Raw genomic sequence first — 14,554 nt, 5'->3', positions numbered from 1 at the left:
GAGGCGCTTCCCAGGCGAAGCGATCGGAGGAACGAGGTGCAAGCGGGAAACGCTCACTACCGGCTCGCCAGGGATCTGCCGTCGACCATCCCGGTCTTTCCGCTCGAGGGCGCGCTTCTGCTGCCGGGCGGCCGCATGCCGCTCAACATCTTCGAGCCGCGCTACCTGCAGATGGTCGACGAGGCGATCGCCGGCTCACGGCTGATCGGCGTCATCCAGCCCAGCCTCGACGGCGCCTTGCGCGACGATGGCGAGCCGGAACTCTGCAATGTCGGCTGCGCCGGCCGCATCATAGCGCTTTCCGAGACCGGCGACGGCCGCTACCTGATTTCGCTGCAGGGTGTGTGCCGGTTCCGTGTCACCCATGAGCTGACGGTCAAGACGCCGTTCCGCCAAGGCAAGATCGCCCCCTTTCTCGCCGATCTCGACGACGACCAGGCGGCCGCCGAGGTCGACCGGCCGGCGCTGCTGCGGGCGTTCCGCTCCTATCTGCAGGCCAACGACCTGGAGGCCGACTGGGAAAGCGTCAGCCGGGCCGAAAACGCCATGCTGGTCAACGCGCTGTCGATGATGGCGCCCTATGGACCGGCCGAGAAGCAGGCGCTGCTCGAAGCGGCCGATCTCAAGACCCGCGCCGAAACGCTGATCGCCATCACCGAAATGGCGCTGGCGCGCGAGAACGAGGATTTTGGCTCGAGCCTGCAGTAGGATGTTGAGAGAGGGCACGATGGCGGCGGATGGGCGTGACGGAAAGAGAGCGAATGTCGACCCCAGGATGCTGGAGCTGCTGGCTTGCCCGCTGACCAAGGGGCCGCTGGCCTGGGATCCCGAGCGCGGCGAACTGATCTCGCGGGTCGCCAAGCTCGCCTATCCCGTGCGCGACGGCATCCCGATCATGCTGCCTTCGGAGGCACGGAGCATCTCGGCGGAAGACGTGCTGCCGCCGCGGCTGGGCGGGCCGGCCGGCTCGACGTGAAAATTATCGGTCGGCATTCTACGGCGCCCCCCTCTGCCCTGCCGGGCATCTCCCCCTCAAGGGGGGAGATCGAATGTCACCTCCGCCTTCGCCAATCTCCATTGTTGCAGGAATTGGCGGAGCGTTGAAACTGCCAATCTCCCCCTTGAGGGGGCGAGGAGTGGTCCATGAAGTGGACGCAAAGCCAATTGCTTGGCTTTGCGAACGAAGAGCGCCCGAAGCGACAGCGAAGGGCCGGGTCCGGCAGGCGAGAGGGGGGCTCGCCCGCCAGCGTCAAGTTTCGCACCGCTGCGGTGCGGAGACGTCGCGGCATGAATCCTCGCGCCGCGTCGCTTCGCTCCTTGCTCCGCCGGTGGATGACGAAGGCATTGATGTGTCTACTGAAAATTGCGGCCCCTGGGCATGACGCTTTCCGCTTCTTCCGACAGTGTTGCCAAATCCTGCCCGGCCGGTGGGTTCCGCATCGCGGGCCGGCCGGGACGATCCGGATCCTCCCTCGAGGCATGCCCCTGAGAACCGGCCCCCGGCAAACTGGCCTGGTCGACCTTCTCCAGCAACACCGTCAGCCAGGGCGTCAAATCCTCGATCTTCTCGGCGACGATGTGGACGACATCCGATTCCGACTGCAATTTGCCGGTGACCTTGACGAAGCGCGCGCCCATGACGATGGGACGGAAGCGGTCGAAGGTCCGCTGCCAGAAAATGACGTTGGCAACGGCCTCGTCATCCTCCAGCGTCAGGAAGACCGCATTGCCCTTGCCGGGGCGCTGCCGCACCAGAACGAGCCCGGCGACCGAGACGCGCCGTCCGTCCCGCACCGAGCACAGCCTGGCATTGGGCGTCACGCCGGCCCGGTCGAGCCGTTCGCGCAGGAAGGCGACCGGGTGCGCCTTCAAGGACAGGCCGAGCGAGCGGTAATCGTGGATGACATGCTCGCCGAGCGGCATTTTCGGCAGCTTCGTCTCCGGCTCCAGCTCGCGTAGCCGCAGCGCCGGCTGGTCGAAAAGCGGCAGCTTTTCGGCGGCACTCTTGCCGTCGAGGGCGCGCACCGCCCAAAGTGCGGCGCGGCGGTCCAGGCCGAGCGAGCGGAAGGCATCGGCCTGCGCCAGTCTTTCGATCTCGGCGACATCGAGGCCGGAGCGCAGCCAGACATCCCGGACGGATATGTAGCCTGAACCGCGTCGCTCGACGAAGGCGTCCATGCGCTCCTTGGAAAGTCCCTTGATCTGCCTGAAGCCGAGCCGCACTGCGTGCTGCGTCGCGATGACGCCGCGCATGTCGGCATGGCGCGGCAGGATGTGGGCCGGGTCGAAAGTCGCCTGTTCCAGCGTGCAGTCCCAGACGGAGAAATTGACGTCGACCTCGCGGATGTCGACGCCATGATCGCGTGCATCACGAACAAGCTGGGCCGGCTGGTAAAACCCCATGGGCTGTGAATTCAGGATCGCGGCGCAGAACACGTCGGGATAGAAGGTCTTGAACCAGCAGGAGGCATAGACCAGCAGCGCGAAGGAGGCGGCATGGCTTTCGGGAAAGCCGTATTCGCCAAAACCCTCGATCTGCTTGAAACAGCGTTCGGCGAAATCCCGGGTGTAGCCCTTGCCGACCATGCCGTCGATCATGCGCCGGCGGTAATTGCCGATCGTGCCGGTGCGCTTGAAGGTGGCCATGGCGCGGCGCAACTCGTCGGCCTCGCCAGGCTTGAAGCCACCGGCCACGATGGCGATGTTCATCGCCTGTTCCTGGAACAGAGGAACGCCCAGCGTCTTGTGGAGGATCGCCTCCAGCTCCGGTTTCTGATACTCGGGCTGCTCCTTGCCTTGCCGGCGGCGCAGATAGGGGTGGACCATGTCGCCCTGGATCGGGCCGGGCCGCACGATCGCCACCTCGATGACAAGGTCATAGAATTCTTTTGGCTTGAGACGCGGCAGCATCGACATCTGCGCGCGCGATTCGATCTGGAAGACGCCGATCGTGTCGGCGCGACCGATCATCTTATAGACCGGCTTCGCCTCTTCCGGCAGGGTGGCAAGGACATAGGGCTGCCCGTAAGGGTCTCGCGCCTGCGGATAATGGTCCGTCAGCAGAGTGAAGGCGCGTTTGAGACAAGTCAGCATGCCGAGCGCCAGCACGTCGACCTTGAGGATCTTGACCGCGTCGAGATCGTCCTTGTCCCATTCGACCATCTTGCGTTCCTCCATCGCCGTCTTGACGATGGGCACGATCTCGTCGAGCCGGTCCCTGGTGATGACGAAGCCGCCGACATGCTGGGAGAGGTGACGGGGAAAGCCCATGATCTCGTTGGCACGCTCCATCACGTGCCGCGATATGGGGTCGGCGCGATCGAGGCCGCCGGCCCGGGCTTCCTTCTCGCCGAGCTCCGAGGTCGACCAGCCCCAGATCGAGCCGGAGAGCGATGCCCTGACATCCTCGGACAGGCCCATCGCCTTCGACACTTCGCGCAGCGCCGAGCGGCCGCGATAGCTGATGACGGCGGCGGCCAGCGCGGTGCGCTTGGAACTGTATTTCTCGTAGATATATTGGATGACCGTCTCGCGCTTCTCATGCTCGAAATCGACGTCGATGTCGGGCGGTTCGTTCCTCTCCTCGGAAATGAAGCGTTCGAACAGCGTGTCGATTCGCTCCGGCCCGACCTCGGTGATGCCGAGGCAGAAGCAGACGACCGAATTGGCGGCCGAACCGCGCCCCTGGCAGAGAATATCCTGGCTGCGGGCGAATTTGACGATGTCGTGGACGGTCAGGAAATAACGGGCATAGTTCAGGCGCTCAATAAGGGCGAGCTCTTCCTCGATGCGCCTCGTCACCGATTGCGGCACGCCCGAGGGATAGCGCCTGGCCGCCCCCTCCCGCGCCAACCTTTCCAGCTCCGCCTGCGGGCCGAGCCCTGATTGCGTCGGCTCGTCGGGGTAATTGTACTGAAGGTCGCTGAGCGAGAAAGTCAGTTCCTGCGCGAAGCGCAGCGTTTCGGCCAGTGCCTCCGGGTGCCTGCGGAACAGGCGCGCCATCTCCAGCGGCGGTTTCAGATGGCGCTCGGCATTCGCCGTGAGTTCCAGCCCGACCTCCGAAACGGGAATGTTGAGACGGATCGCGGTCAGCACGTCCTGCAGCGGGCGGCGTTCGGCCGTGTGGTAGAGGACGTCGTTGGTCGCCATCAAGGGCAGGCCGGCCAGCTCCGCCATCGCCGCCGCCTGCTCGATCCTGAAGCGGTCGTTTCCCGCGTAGTCGGGCGAGACACCGAGCCGCAGGGCCCCGCCGAAACGGTCCTTGAGCTGGCGAAGCAGGGCAAGGCTGTCTTGCGCGCCTGTCGCCAGAGCGGGCAGGACCGCCAGCGACATCAGTTCGCCCCATTCGAGAAGGTCGTCGCGCCGCAGAAGGGTCGCGCCCTTTTCGTTCTCCTCGCGCAGATTGGCTTGCGTGAGCATGCGGCACAGATGTCCCCAGCCCTTGCGGTTCCGCGGATAGGCGAGAATATCAGGCGTGCCGTCGCAAAAAACCAGCCGGCTGCCGGGGTGGTAGGCAAGCGTCTCGACCTTGGCCTGCTGCCAGGCGCGCACCACGCCCGCCACCGTGTTGCGGTCGGCGAGCCCGATCGCGGAGAACCCCATGAGCTTGGCCGCGACCACCAGCTCCTCCGGCTTGGAGGCGCCGCGCAGGAACGAGAAATTCGACTGGATGCCGAATTCCGCATAGGGAATGGCGGTCAGCGCGTTCATGCGAAGACCCCGTGCAGGAACCAGCGCGGCGGGATTTCAGAGCCGCCATAGAGACCTTGCCGGTAGAGCCAGTAGCGGCGGCCGTCGGCATCCTCGATGCGGAAATAGTCGCGTGTCGACGCCGCTTCGTCGCTCGAAAATTCACGCCACCATTCCGGCGCGATGCGTTCAGGGCCTTCGGCGCGGGCGACCCTGTAGAGCGCACGCCGCCAGCGGAAATTCAGCGGCGGTCCCTCGGGCATTTCGGTGGCCGGCACCTCAATCGGCTCGGGCGAGCGGAAAAGCCGGATCGGCCGCTCCGGCGGGAAGATGGTCATCGGCGCCTGCATCCTGTCCGGTTTCTTCGGCGGCGTGATGCGGCGCGGGGTTTCCGTGAAGGGGATGGTGGCGACGGCACGCTCGGGCAGATGGCTTTCCACGACGACCGGCTTGAGAACCGCGCCCTCGCCGAGCCGGGCGCGGATGCGGTCGGCGAACAGCGCGATATCGGCGCCGTCGTCGGTCGTTTTGCCTGTCAGGTCGGCCTGCGGCATGTCGAAGGCCGCCGCCGCCAGCACCGAAAGCCGCACCAGGTCGAAGCCATAGCCGGCATCGATATGCTGCTCGAGGGCGGCCAGCCGCTCATGGAACAATTTCTGGATCAGCCGGGGTTCGCGCATCGGTCGCGACGTGCCGAGCGCGATGCGGCTGACGGCGCCGTCGACGCGGAACAAGAGCAGCGCCAGGCTTCTCGCGCCTTCGCCGCGCCGCTCGAGGTCGATCTTCAGGGTCGTCGCCAGCATGCCCACCAGCCGTTCTATGTCCTCTGTCAGCGTGACGGGCTCGGCCAAATGGCGTTCGACCGAAAGCGGCGCGACGGGCAGGCGCGGCGACACCGCCTCGTCGAGACGGCCGAGCGCCTGGTCGAGGCGCAAGAGCAGGGAGGCACCGAAGCGGCGGGCGAGCGGCGCGCGCGGCGCGGCCATCACCGCGCCCGCCGTGCGCAGGCCAACACTTTCCAGGCTGGCGCGGGTTTCCGGCGCGATGCGTAGCGCCGCCAGCGGCAAGGGCGCCAGGAGCGCTTCCTCCTCGCCGCCGGCAACGATGCGGTCGCCGCAGAACCGCGCCGCCGCCCAGGCGGCGCCGGGTGTCGCGGCAAGGCCGGCACGGACGTCGAAGCCCTGATGGAAGAAGCGCGACAGGATCTCGTCCAGCATGGCGCGTTCGCCGCCGAAAAGATGGGTGCAGCCGGTGACGTCGAGGAACAGGCCGTCGGTCCCGTCGAGCGCCACCAGCGGGGTATAGCGGTCGCACCAGTCCGCAAGGCCTTCGAGCAGGCGCCGGTCGGCTTCGGCATCGGCCTCCATTATGTCGATCGACGGATGCATGGCGCGCGCATCGGCGATGCCCATGCCGGGCTTCAGATGCAGCGCCTCAGCCCGCTCGTCGAGGGCTAAGATGCGCTGCGCGTTGCTGTCGCGATGGCTGATCACCAGCGGCCGGTGATCCGATGGCCGGGAACGCCAGGACCGCCCCAGGCGCTGCCGCAGGATCCGTTCGGCCGCGAGATAGGGAAACCACAGGGACAGGATTCTTTGCTCGTTCTTCCCCAATCCGTCTTTCATCGAATATGCGTTCATCGGGGTTCCACTCCAATATGAATTGTCCTGGCAGGGCCGTGCGGCTCTTGCCGATGCTGATGGTGAAGGCGGGGCGGCCGATCGAGCCGGCAAGCGGCCCGGCGACCGTGTCGCGCGGCCCTGCCGGCGCCGGCGAGACGATGAGGCGGACGGGCGCCGCCGTCGGTTCGGGTTCGGCCGCCTGCCGCAGCAGGAAGACCGGCCGGCCGGCGCTCTGCGCGCGGGCGTGCAGCCGGCGCGTCGCGGTCAGGTCCAGCCGCTGCGGATTGCCGCGGACTTCAAGGATGACGGCGGCGAGCGCCGTCATGCGGGCCGCCTCCTCGGCGACCCACAGCGCATCGGCGAGCCTTGGCGCCTCGGAAAACAGCAATTGCTCCGGCTCGATGCCGAAGGCGGCGTGAAGGCCCCGGGCATAGGGAAAGCCCGCCTCGCGAAAAACCTCCTGGGTGCCGATCCACAGCACCGGCAATCGCGGCCCTTGCTTGAGGATCAGGCTGGGCTTGAGGATCAGGCTGGCGAGCGACAGGGCGAAGCCGGCGACCGCTCCGGCATCGCGGGTCTCGACGCCATGGATTTCGCTCAAGGCCGCTTTCGGCAGGCCGCCGCCCAAATCGCCGCCCCAATCGCCACCGAGGGCGGCATCGAGCCGGCCGATGCCGGTGCGCAGGAAAGCATCCGGCCTGGCTACGGCGATGCCGCGCCGGACCACGGTGCGGTCCGCGGCGGCCATGCCGGCGTCGGAAACCGCGCCGGCCGGCGCCTGCAGGCGCTCGGGCAGCGTTCCCTCGATCTTCGCGATCTGGCGGCGCAGGGCAAAAACAGTCTCCCGCGCCACGGCGCTCATCGCCATGACGGTCAGTGTCCACTCACAATTGTTCCTGTTATGTTCTTATAGATTCCAGAGGCGACCCGAAGAGTCAAGCAGACTCATGGGGGAATTTATTCCTCTCCGATAAGAGGGCCAACATGGGTCGGACAGCCGACCGCCCCTCAAGCCATGCGAAACGGCTCCCGGTGCCGTAAGCAATCCTGGGGTTGGCCGCCGCGTCATTTGCCGATTGTGGCCCAAAAGCCTATATGCCGGGATCAAAGGACAAAGCATGGCCCGCATCTACAAGACCCGCATTTGGCACGACCAGCTTTCGCCGTCGATGGACGAGATCGAGTTCCTGGCGCTGGAGGCCTACGCCCATCTGCCCGAGGATTTTCGCAAGCTGACCGGCGAGATCGTCATCCAGATCGCCGAATTCCCGACCGACGAGATCATGGACGACCTGTCACTGGAAACCCCCTTCGACCTGCTCGGCCTGTTCGAGGGACGCGGCATCGCCGAGCGCTGGAACCCGCAGACCGGCGAAGGCCCGAACCGCATCACGCTCTACCGCCGCGCCATCCTCGATTACTGGGCCGAGAACGAGGAGACTTTGGGCGACATCGTCACCCATGTGCTGATCCACGAGATCGGCCACCATTTCGGCCTCTCGGACGACGATATGGAGAAGATCGAAGAGGCAGCCGAGTGACCGGTTCCACGTCAGGCCGTCATTTCACAATGAGTGTGACGAAATGTTTTAATACGTTCTGCACAGTCTGCTCCCCGGTATGTCCTGCCACTGCCCATTGCGCAAAATGTCCATCAATGTACATGCGTGCGAGCCCGTAGACGAGCGCCCTCGCGGCTATCTGGGTCTCTGCCATGTCGTCCGACCGGAGCATGTTTCGTCGCTGTGCTTCTGCCATTGACGCTTCCATCAGCGAACGCACCGCTTCGTTATCGTGACGCAGCGACTCTGAAGCATCCCAATCAATAAGATTGCGTGTCGAGATGATCTGGAAGTGGGTGGGGTTTCGAATTGCCCAGCGCAAATAGGCGATTCCAACAGCGGCAAAGCGTTCGATCGGATCGTCCGTCGCAACCTTCTCGACCGCATTCGTGATCTCCGAGCGGAATCGGCTCATTGCCTGCTCCGCGACAGCCGTCATCAACGCGGTCTTGTTGCTGAAGTGACGGAATGGCGCGCCAGGGGAAACGCCGGCACGTTTTGCGGCTTCGCGCACGCTCACATTGTCGGGGCCGCCTTCCTCGACCAGTTGAACCGCGGCATCGATCAGGACCTCCCGCAAATTGCCATGGTGGTAACCAGTGCGATGAGGCGCCTTGGCTTTTGCCATCTCTTTCCCTTCGTTCCGTGGAGCAGCTCCCCGCCTCTGTAGCATGATTCCGCGATTTATGTAATCGCCGTTTACAATTCCGGCCAGAGGATGTAAGCAGTGATTACTGATGGGATCGGAACAGGCCTACGGTCTTCGCGGCTCCCGAACTCCCAGCTGAGGAGACGAACATGCTCGCCAGAACAGCCCCACCCCGCTCGCAATCGGTCATTTCGCATCAGAGTCCAGCCGAAGAATTTCAGCAGGAGAATTTCGCGATTGTTCAGTCGAGCGCGACTGTGCCCAGCCTCACGCTTTATCGGCTTGCCGCCGTTGCCGGGATGGGAAGCGCGCTTATTCTTCTGGTCAACGCGGCTAAACGCAGCTCGCTCATCGCGACCACCGATCTGACGCAACTTCTCGCACCAGTCGCCGAGATATTGGCGCTTGGCCTCGTCGTGGGCCTGTTTCTTGCGTTTGGCCGGCGCGCGGGGCTGTTCGGCACTATCGCGTTTGTCATCAACTTCGTTGCGTTGGCAAGTTTGGTAGGCGTGGAAGCAGTGATCAATCTGGTATTTTCGAAGCTTCCGCTCACAACCATCGTCGAGCTGCGAGCCGGACCGCTCGGTCTGGCTCTGGTCGCCAGTTCGGTTCTTTTTCTGGTTGGAACGCTCGCGTTTGTAATCTCTCTCGCCGTTGCAAGAGGCGTGCCGCGCATTCCTCTCGCTCTCTATCTCATTGGCGCGGTGCCGATCGCGCTTCGTGCGTTCGTTCCGGAGCTGGCTCTTGACCTGGGCTTGGCGATGCTTGCGGCATCGATCGCCTGGCTGGCGGCGTGGCTGTGGATGCGAGGGGCTACCACTCGCTGAGCTTGGTGTCCGGCCCGTATTCCTGGCCGTCGACATCCTTCACCACGGCCTGGCCGCAGCGCATGGTCTTGGTCTTCTTGTCGTAGGCGTAGGTGGGGGAGCCGAACAGGTGCCAGCCCTTGTTCAGCGCCGCCGTCACCTTGTGACAGAAGCTGGCGTCGTCCGGAGCGGTGAGAAAGCGGTAGAGTTTCATCATTCAATTCCTGTCGTCAGTCCATCGCCCGCGATCGGCAATCCAACACGGCACATCATGCGCCGACGGCCGCCGCCTTCGCCAGAAGTTTTTCGGCCTGCGCAAGGTGCAGCCGTTCGACCATCCTTCCCTCCAGCGCAATCACGTTCTTGCCGGCATTTTCCGGAAGCGCAAAGGCCTGCTTCACCGCGCGGGCCTTGGCCACCGCCTCCGCCGACGGCGCAAAGGCGCGGTTCGCCGCCTCGATCTGGGCGGGATGGATGAGCGTCTTGCCGTCGAAGCCCATGGCGGCCGCTTCCGTGCATTCGCGGCTGAAAGCATCGAGCGCGCGAAAATCGTTGAAGACGCCGTCGACGATATCGAGATCGCCGGCACGCGCCGCCAGCACCATCTGCATCAGCCACGGCAGGAGATAACGCCGGTCCGACGTCGCCATAATGCCGGTGTCCTTGGTCAGGTCATTCGTTCCGGCAACGAAACAATCAAGCCGCGAGGCAGGATCGCGGCCAAGTTCGGCGATGGCGCCGACATTGAGCACGGCCTTCGGCGTCTCGATCATCGCCCATAGTTTCACGCTGTCGGGGGCGGAATTGTCGTCGAGCACGTCACCCGCCTCGAGCACGTCGCGGGGCGTGTCGACCTTGGCCAGCAGGATGCCGTCCGGCTCCGCCTTCGCTGCCGCCAGCAGGTCGGCGCCGCCCCATTCGCTCGAGAGCGCATTGATGCGCACCACCATCTCGCAGCGCCGGCCACTATGGTTGGTATCAGGACGATTGCTGAAGATGCCGGCCAGCCTTTCGCGCGCCGCGGCCTTGTCGGCCGGGGCGACGGCATCCTCCAGGTCGATGATGACGGTGTCGCAGGCAAGCTGCGCCATCTTGGCCAGCGCCTTGTCGTTCGAGGCCGGGACATAGAGCACCGAGCGGCGCGGGCGGTAGAGATCGGTCGTCATGCCAGATCTATGCCGCCTGCCGCGGGTTGAGGCAAGGGAGCAGGCGGCATCGCGCGGTGCTCTACCGGGGGCACCGGCATGGGGCTCGGCATCGTGCTGGCCCTCCTGAAAGCGCAGGATGGCACGATCAGGCTGGTTGACTCCGAGCGCGGCACGCGCTTCGAGATTGTCTTGCCGGTTGCGTAAGGACGCCGGCAGCGGATCGGAGAAAAAAGTGCGCTACGACATCGTCATCATCGGCGGAGCCATCGTCGGCTCCTCGATCGCCTATTATCTGCGCGAGGAGGGCTTTTCCGGCAGGATCGCGCTGGTCGAGCGCGACCCGCAATTTTCCCACGCGGCGACAACGCTATCCATGGCCTCGATCCGTCAGCAATTCTCCATTCCGGAAAATATCCGCCTGTCGCAATTCACGCTGAAACTGTTCCGCCGGCTGAAGGAAGAATTCGGCGCAGACGCCGACATCGGTTTTCGCGAGGGCGGCTATCTCATTCTCGCCGGCGAGGCCGGGCTGCCGATCCTCAGGGCCAACCACGAGGCACAGCTTGCCGAAGGCGCCGACATTTTGCTGGAGGACGCCGAACAACTCGTGCGCCGTTTCCCTTGGCTGTCGGCCGACGGCATCACCGCCGGCGCCTATGGCCGCAGCGGCGAGGGCTGGTTCGACGCGCATGCCATGCTGATGCTGTTCCGCAAGGCGTTGCGCGAGAAGAAGATCGACTTCATCAATGCTTCGGTCACGGGCATCGAGCGGCAGGGTGACCGCGTTACCGGCGTCAGCCTCGACAATGGCGAACGGCTCGAGGCCGGCATCCTTGTCAATGCCGCAGGGCCGAATGCGGGCAAGGTCGCCGCACTCGCCGGGCTGGCGCTGCCGGTCGAGCCGCGCAAGCGCAACGTCTTCGTCTTCGAGGCGCGCGAGAAATATGCCGACATGCCGCTGCTGGTCGACCCGTCCGGCATCTATGTCAGGCCGGAAGGCTCGGTCTATCTCACCGGCGGCGCCGAGCCGGAGGAGGGCGACGGCCCGGCCGATCCCGCCGATTTCGACGTCGACTGGCCGCTGTTCGAAGAGGTGATCTGGCCGGTGCTGGCGACCCGCATCCCGGCCTTCGAGGCGATCAAGCCGACGCGCGCCTGGGCCGGTCATTACGACTACAACACGCTCGACCAGAACGCGGTGATCGGCCCGCATCCCGAAGTCGGCAATTTCCTCTTCGCCAACGGCTTTTCCGGCCACGGCCTGCAGCAGGCGCCCGCCGTGGGCAAGGCGCTGGCCGAGCTGATCGTCCATGGCGGCTACCGCACGATCGATTGCTCCCCCTTTGGCTACGAACGCGTTGCCGAAGGGCGGGCGTTCCGCGAGTTGAATGTGATTTGAGCCGAGTCAAGGTCCCTCTTTGACGCTGACATCAAAAGGGTCTGCACCGCCACCAGTCGGCTAAGCCGCCACTCGGCTTCCCGCACCCAAATACGCCTGTAGCCAGCCCAGCACGCGTCCCCAGCCCTCGGCATGTTCGGCCGCCGCTTCGGCCAGCCCGGCGAAGCCGCCATGGCAGATGGTGAGGCGCGTGCCCGCGGCGGTTGGTTCCAGCAGCCAGGCGACCGTCGTTTGCCGGCGGCCAAGCGTCGGGTGATCCCAGGCATAGAGCCTTGTCTGCACGATCCGCCGCGGCACCTCGATATCGAGGAATTCCCCGTTGGCCGGCAGCTCCCTGCCGTCGGCTTCACGGACCGTGACGGCCCATCGGCCGCCGGCGCGAAGGTCTGCCGACCATTTCACCATCGGTAGGTGTCCGCGGACCCCCACCATTGTTCGACCTCGTCGGAGATCAGCGCGCGGAAGACGCGCTCTGCCGGCGCGTCGATCTCGGCCTGGGCCATAACGGTCTCGCCATTGGTCATGCTCTGCACGGCTGAAGTTGGCACTGGGACATGCAACATCGATGCCTCCGGATGATTGTTTCGGCTCGAAAACGATGATTTTCAGCCTTTCGACGCCGGCCGAGACAGGCCCTGCCCGGTTTCGAGCAGGCTTTTCAGGCTCGACAGGACGAGCGGCCAGCCCTTGCCGACATGCTCCAGCAGCTTGTGCGGGCCGTCGGCCGCATGGGTGACGGCAAGCTTCATCATGTCGCCCTCCTGCTCGATGACGAAGGTGCAGGTGGTGTAGCCGTCGGCCTTGACGTCCGGCATGAACTCATTGCGCCATTTGATCACCAGGCGCCTTGGCGGATCGATCTCGAGGATCTCGCCGCTGTCGGTCACCCGGCCGTCGGCATAGACCATCTTCCACGCGGAGCCCTTTCTCCAGTCGCTCTGCATGCGGGCGCCGAGAAAATATTGCTGGTGGAATTCCGGTTCGGTCAGCGCCTGCCAAAGCTTGTCGGGCGTGGTGCGGATGTAGGTCACATAAACGAAGGCGTTGCTCATCAGTCTTCCCTTTCGAGGCGTCTCTTCAGATCGCCGAGGGCGGAGAGCCGCCCCCGCTCGAATTTGCCGATCCAGCGCTCGGCGATCTCGTTGATCGGAACCGGGTTGAGGTAGTGCTCCTTCTCGCGCCCCTTGCGGATTGTGGTGACAAGGTTCGCCTCCTCGAGGATCGCCAGGTGCTTGGTCACCGCCTGGCGGGTCATATCCATCTCAGCGCACAGCCCGTTCAGCGTCTGCCCGTTCCTGTCATGAAGGCTGTCCAGCAATTGCCGGCGGGTCGGGTCGGCCAAAGCGCGAAAGACGGCGTCCATGCTCATGGCTCTAATATGCAACCATTTGGTTGCATGTCAAGGCGACATGTCATGCCAACGGCTGCTGGATCCGGCCACAGGAGAAAAATGTCAGCGCGTGCGGGAGAACCAGAAGGCGTCGGCCATGCGCATCATGCCGATGCATTCGTAGAAGCCGGCGGCGTCGGGCACGGAAACCAGGCTGATGGCGACGGACGGGCCGAGCTGCCGCCGCGCCTCGTCCATCAGTCCCTTGCCGATGCCGAGCCCCTGCGCCGATCCGGAAACGGCGAGATCGGAGATGTAGCAGACCCAGGAGAAGTCCGTCACGGCCCTGATGACGCCGACCAGCGGCTTGCCTTCGGTATCCAGCCGCGCGGTCAGCACCAGATTGGCGCCCGACAGCATCGCCCGCAGCCTGTCGGCATCATCGACGGGACGGATCTCGCCAAGGCCGGAGTCCACCAGCACGCGGCGGAATTCGGCGACGTCGAGCGCGGGTTCGCGTGCATAGAGAATTTTTTCAGCCATCACAGCCAGACTGCACCATCGGGCCGCGAATTCGAAGCCGTTTGTGCGGCACCCCGTGCCGACGCGCGCGAACACCTGCCTTTTATTTGTCGCCGGCTTTGTGTAAACCGGGCGCCAGCAATCCCCCGCAATGCCAGGAAGACGGGCAAAGACCATGGAAAAATTCACCAAGCTCACCGGCGTCGCCGCGCCCATGCCGATCGTCAACGTCGACACCGACATGATCATCCCCAAGGACTATCTCAAGACGATCAAGCGCACCGGGCTCGGCAGCGGCCTGTTCGCTGAGATGCGCTACAAGGACGACGGTTCGGAGAATCCGGATTTCGTGCTCAACAAGCCGGCCTACCGCAAGGCGCAGATCCTCGTCGCCGGCGACAATTTCGGCTGCGGCTCCTCGCGCGAGCACGCGCCGTGGGCGCTGCTCGATTTCGGCATACGCTGCGTCATCTCGACCTCCTTCGCCGACATCTTCTATAACAACTGCTTCAAGAACGGCGTGCTGCCCATCACCGTCAGCCCCGAGGATCTCGACAAGCTGATGGACGACGCTTCGCGCGGCTCCAACGCCACTTTGTCGATCGACCTCGAGGCCAAGGAGATCCGCGGGCCCGACGGCGGCGTGGTCAAGTTCGACCTCGATGACTTCAAGCGTCATTGCCTGCTGAACGGCCTCGACGATATCGGCCTGACGATGGAGAAGGCCGGCGCCATCGCTTCGTTCGAGAAGAAGAACGCCGAGCTGCGCCCCTGGGCCTGAACGGCGCGGCTGACGATATCGGCCCGGCCGTCGCTGGCCGGGCTTG

Annotated in this window: 17 protein-coding genes and 1 pseudogene; 7 read left to right on the top strand and 11 right to left on the bottom strand. The window is 64.7% G+C overall.

Going from position 1 to position 14,554, the window contains the following annotated elements; translation table 11 throughout:
* Positions 1-36: 36 nt before the first annotated feature.
* Both FJ953_RS25715 and FJ953_RS25710 read left to right on the top strand, forming a co-directional pair.
* A complete protein-coding gene (locus tag FJ953_RS25715) occupies positions 37-708 on the top strand; it encodes an LON peptidase substrate-binding domain-containing protein (RefSeq protein WP_140514078.1) in 672 nt (223 codons plus the stop codon).
* 19 nt (positions 709-727) lie between these two features.
* The gene (locus FJ953_RS25710) at positions 728-976 is read left to right on the top strand and encodes a Trm112 family protein (RefSeq protein ID WP_140514079.1); all 249 of its coding nucleotides are present in this window, start codon (positions 728-730) and stop codon (positions 974-976) included.
* A gap of 377 nt (positions 977-1,353) precedes the next feature.
* Here the strand turns inward: FJ953_RS25710 and FJ953_RS25700 are convergent, their stop codons facing one another.
* The 3 genes from FJ953_RS25700 to FJ953_RS31030 are packed head-to-tail and all read right to left on the bottom strand — an operon-like array spanning position 1,354 to position 7,179.
* Entirely contained in the window at positions 1,354-4,710 is a 3,357-nt protein-coding gene (locus FJ953_RS25700) for an error-prone DNA polymerase (RefSeq protein ID WP_140559184.1), read from the bottom strand.
* Positions 4,707-6,182, bottom strand: coding sequence for a DUF6504 family protein (locus FJ953_RS25695; protein ID WP_140491985.1), 1,476 nt, complete (start codon positions 6,180-6,182; stop codon positions 4,707-4,709). Before FJ953_RS25695 ends, FJ953_RS25700 begins: the two co-directional genes overlap by 4 nt.
* A complete protein-coding gene (locus FJ953_RS31030) occupies positions 6,124-7,179 on the bottom strand; it encodes a hypothetical protein (protein WP_140514081.1) in 1,056 nt (351 codons plus the stop codon). Before FJ953_RS31030 ends, FJ953_RS25695 begins: the two co-directional genes overlap by 59 nt.
* A gap of 250 nt (positions 7,180-7,429) precedes the next feature.
* On the opposite strand from FJ953_RS31030, the gene FJ953_RS25685 reads away from it, so the two are divergent.
* Complete coding sequence (locus FJ953_RS25685; protein WP_140491980.1) at positions 7,430-7,852, top strand: metallopeptidase family protein; 423 nt, start codon at positions 7,430-7,432, stop codon at positions 7,850-7,852.
* A 19-nt stretch (positions 7,853-7,871) separates the two neighbouring features.
* Here FJ953_RS25685 and FJ953_RS25680 read toward each other — a convergent pair whose 3' ends face one another.
* Positions 7,872-8,501, bottom strand: a complete 630-nt coding sequence (locus tag FJ953_RS25680; protein ID WP_140514082.1) for a TetR/AcrR family transcriptional regulator — start codon at positions 8,499-8,501, stop codon at positions 7,872-7,874.
* A 170-nt stretch (positions 8,502-8,671) separates the two neighbouring features.
* On the opposite strand from FJ953_RS25680, the gene FJ953_RS25675 reads away from it, so the two are divergent.
* On the top strand, positions 8,672-9,349 hold the full coding sequence (locus tag FJ953_RS25675) for a hypothetical protein (RefSeq protein WP_210239496.1): 678 nt from the start codon (positions 8,672-8,674) through the stop codon (positions 9,347-9,349).
* On the opposite strand, the gene FJ953_RS25670 is transcribed toward FJ953_RS25675, so the two are convergent.
* Together FJ953_RS25670 and FJ953_RS25665 are read right to left on the bottom strand one after the other, a co-directional pair.
* Positions 9,336-9,542, bottom strand: coding sequence for a DUF1737 domain-containing protein (locus FJ953_RS25670; protein ID WP_140559183.1), 207 nt, complete (start codon positions 9,540-9,542; stop codon positions 9,336-9,338). The two genes, FJ953_RS25675 and FJ953_RS25670, sit on opposite strands and share 14 nt — an antisense overlap.
* A gap of 55 nt (positions 9,543-9,597) precedes the next feature.
* Entirely contained in the window at positions 9,598-10,494 is an 897-nt protein-coding gene (locus tag FJ953_RS25665; RefSeq protein ID WP_140625341.1) for a CoA ester lyase, read from the bottom strand.
* A 63-nt stretch (positions 10,495-10,557) separates the two neighbouring features.
* Between FJ953_RS25665 and FJ953_RS25660 the strand changes: the two are divergent.
* Positions 10,558-10,680, top strand: a pseudogene (locus tag FJ953_RS25660) (ATP-binding protein); the annotation flags it as partial.
* 28 nt (positions 10,681-10,708) lie between these two features.
* Positions 10,709-11,875: an FAD-binding oxidoreductase gene (locus FJ953_RS25655; protein ID WP_140625340.1), complete on the top strand. Its 1,167-nt coding sequence runs from the start codon at positions 10,709-10,711 to the stop codon at positions 11,873-11,875.
* A 60-nt stretch (positions 11,876-11,935) separates the two neighbouring features.
* On the opposite strand, the gene FJ953_RS25650 is transcribed toward FJ953_RS25655, so the two are convergent.
* From FJ953_RS25650 to FJ953_RS25635, 5 genes are all read right to left on the bottom strand, one after another.
* Positions 11,936-12,280 carry an SRPBCC domain-containing protein gene (locus FJ953_RS25650; protein ID WP_246674896.1) on the bottom strand — a complete coding sequence of 115 codons (345 nt, stop codon included), beginning with the start codon at positions 12,278-12,280 and terminating at the stop codon, positions 11,936-11,938.
* Entirely contained in the window at positions 12,274-12,438 is a 165-nt protein-coding gene (locus FJ953_RS31025; protein WP_246674895.1) for a hypothetical protein, read from the bottom strand. The genes FJ953_RS25650 and FJ953_RS31025 overlap by 7 nt, the downstream gene beginning before the upstream one ends.
* 42 nt (positions 12,439-12,480) lie before the next feature.
* On the bottom strand, positions 12,481-12,927 hold the full coding sequence (locus FJ953_RS25645) for an SRPBCC family protein (RefSeq protein WP_140491965.1): 447 nt from the start codon (positions 12,925-12,927) through the stop codon (positions 12,481-12,483).
* Positions 12,927-13,238 carry a metalloregulator ArsR/SmtB family transcription factor gene (locus FJ953_RS25640; RefSeq protein WP_140514430.1) on the bottom strand — a complete coding sequence of 104 codons (312 nt, stop codon included), beginning with the start codon at positions 13,236-13,238 and terminating at the stop codon, positions 12,927-12,929. The genes FJ953_RS25645 and FJ953_RS25640 overlap by 1 nt, the downstream gene beginning before the upstream one ends.
* A 90-nt stretch (positions 13,239-13,328) precedes the next feature.
* A complete protein-coding gene (locus FJ953_RS25635) occupies positions 13,329-13,748 on the bottom strand; it encodes a GNAT family N-acetyltransferase (protein ID WP_140625339.1) in 420 nt (139 codons plus the stop codon).
* Positions 13,749-13,902: 154 nt separating this feature from the next.
* Between FJ953_RS25635 and leuD the strand changes: the two genes are divergently transcribed.
* Complete coding sequence (leuD, locus tag FJ953_RS25630) at positions 13,903-14,508, top strand: 3-isopropylmalate dehydratase small subunit (RefSeq protein WP_140491959.1); 606 nt, start codon at positions 13,903-13,905, stop codon at positions 14,506-14,508.
* Positions 14,509-14,554 lie beyond the last annotated feature (46 nt).

It is taken from the genome of Mesorhizobium sp. B2-3-6 (genome assembly GCF_006442305.1).
GTDB lineage: Bacteria > Pseudomonadota > Alphaproteobacteria > Rhizobiales > Rhizobiaceae > Mesorhizobium.
Note: the sequence above shows the minus strand (reverse complement) of the source record. Positions and strands in the feature narration are given on the sequence as shown.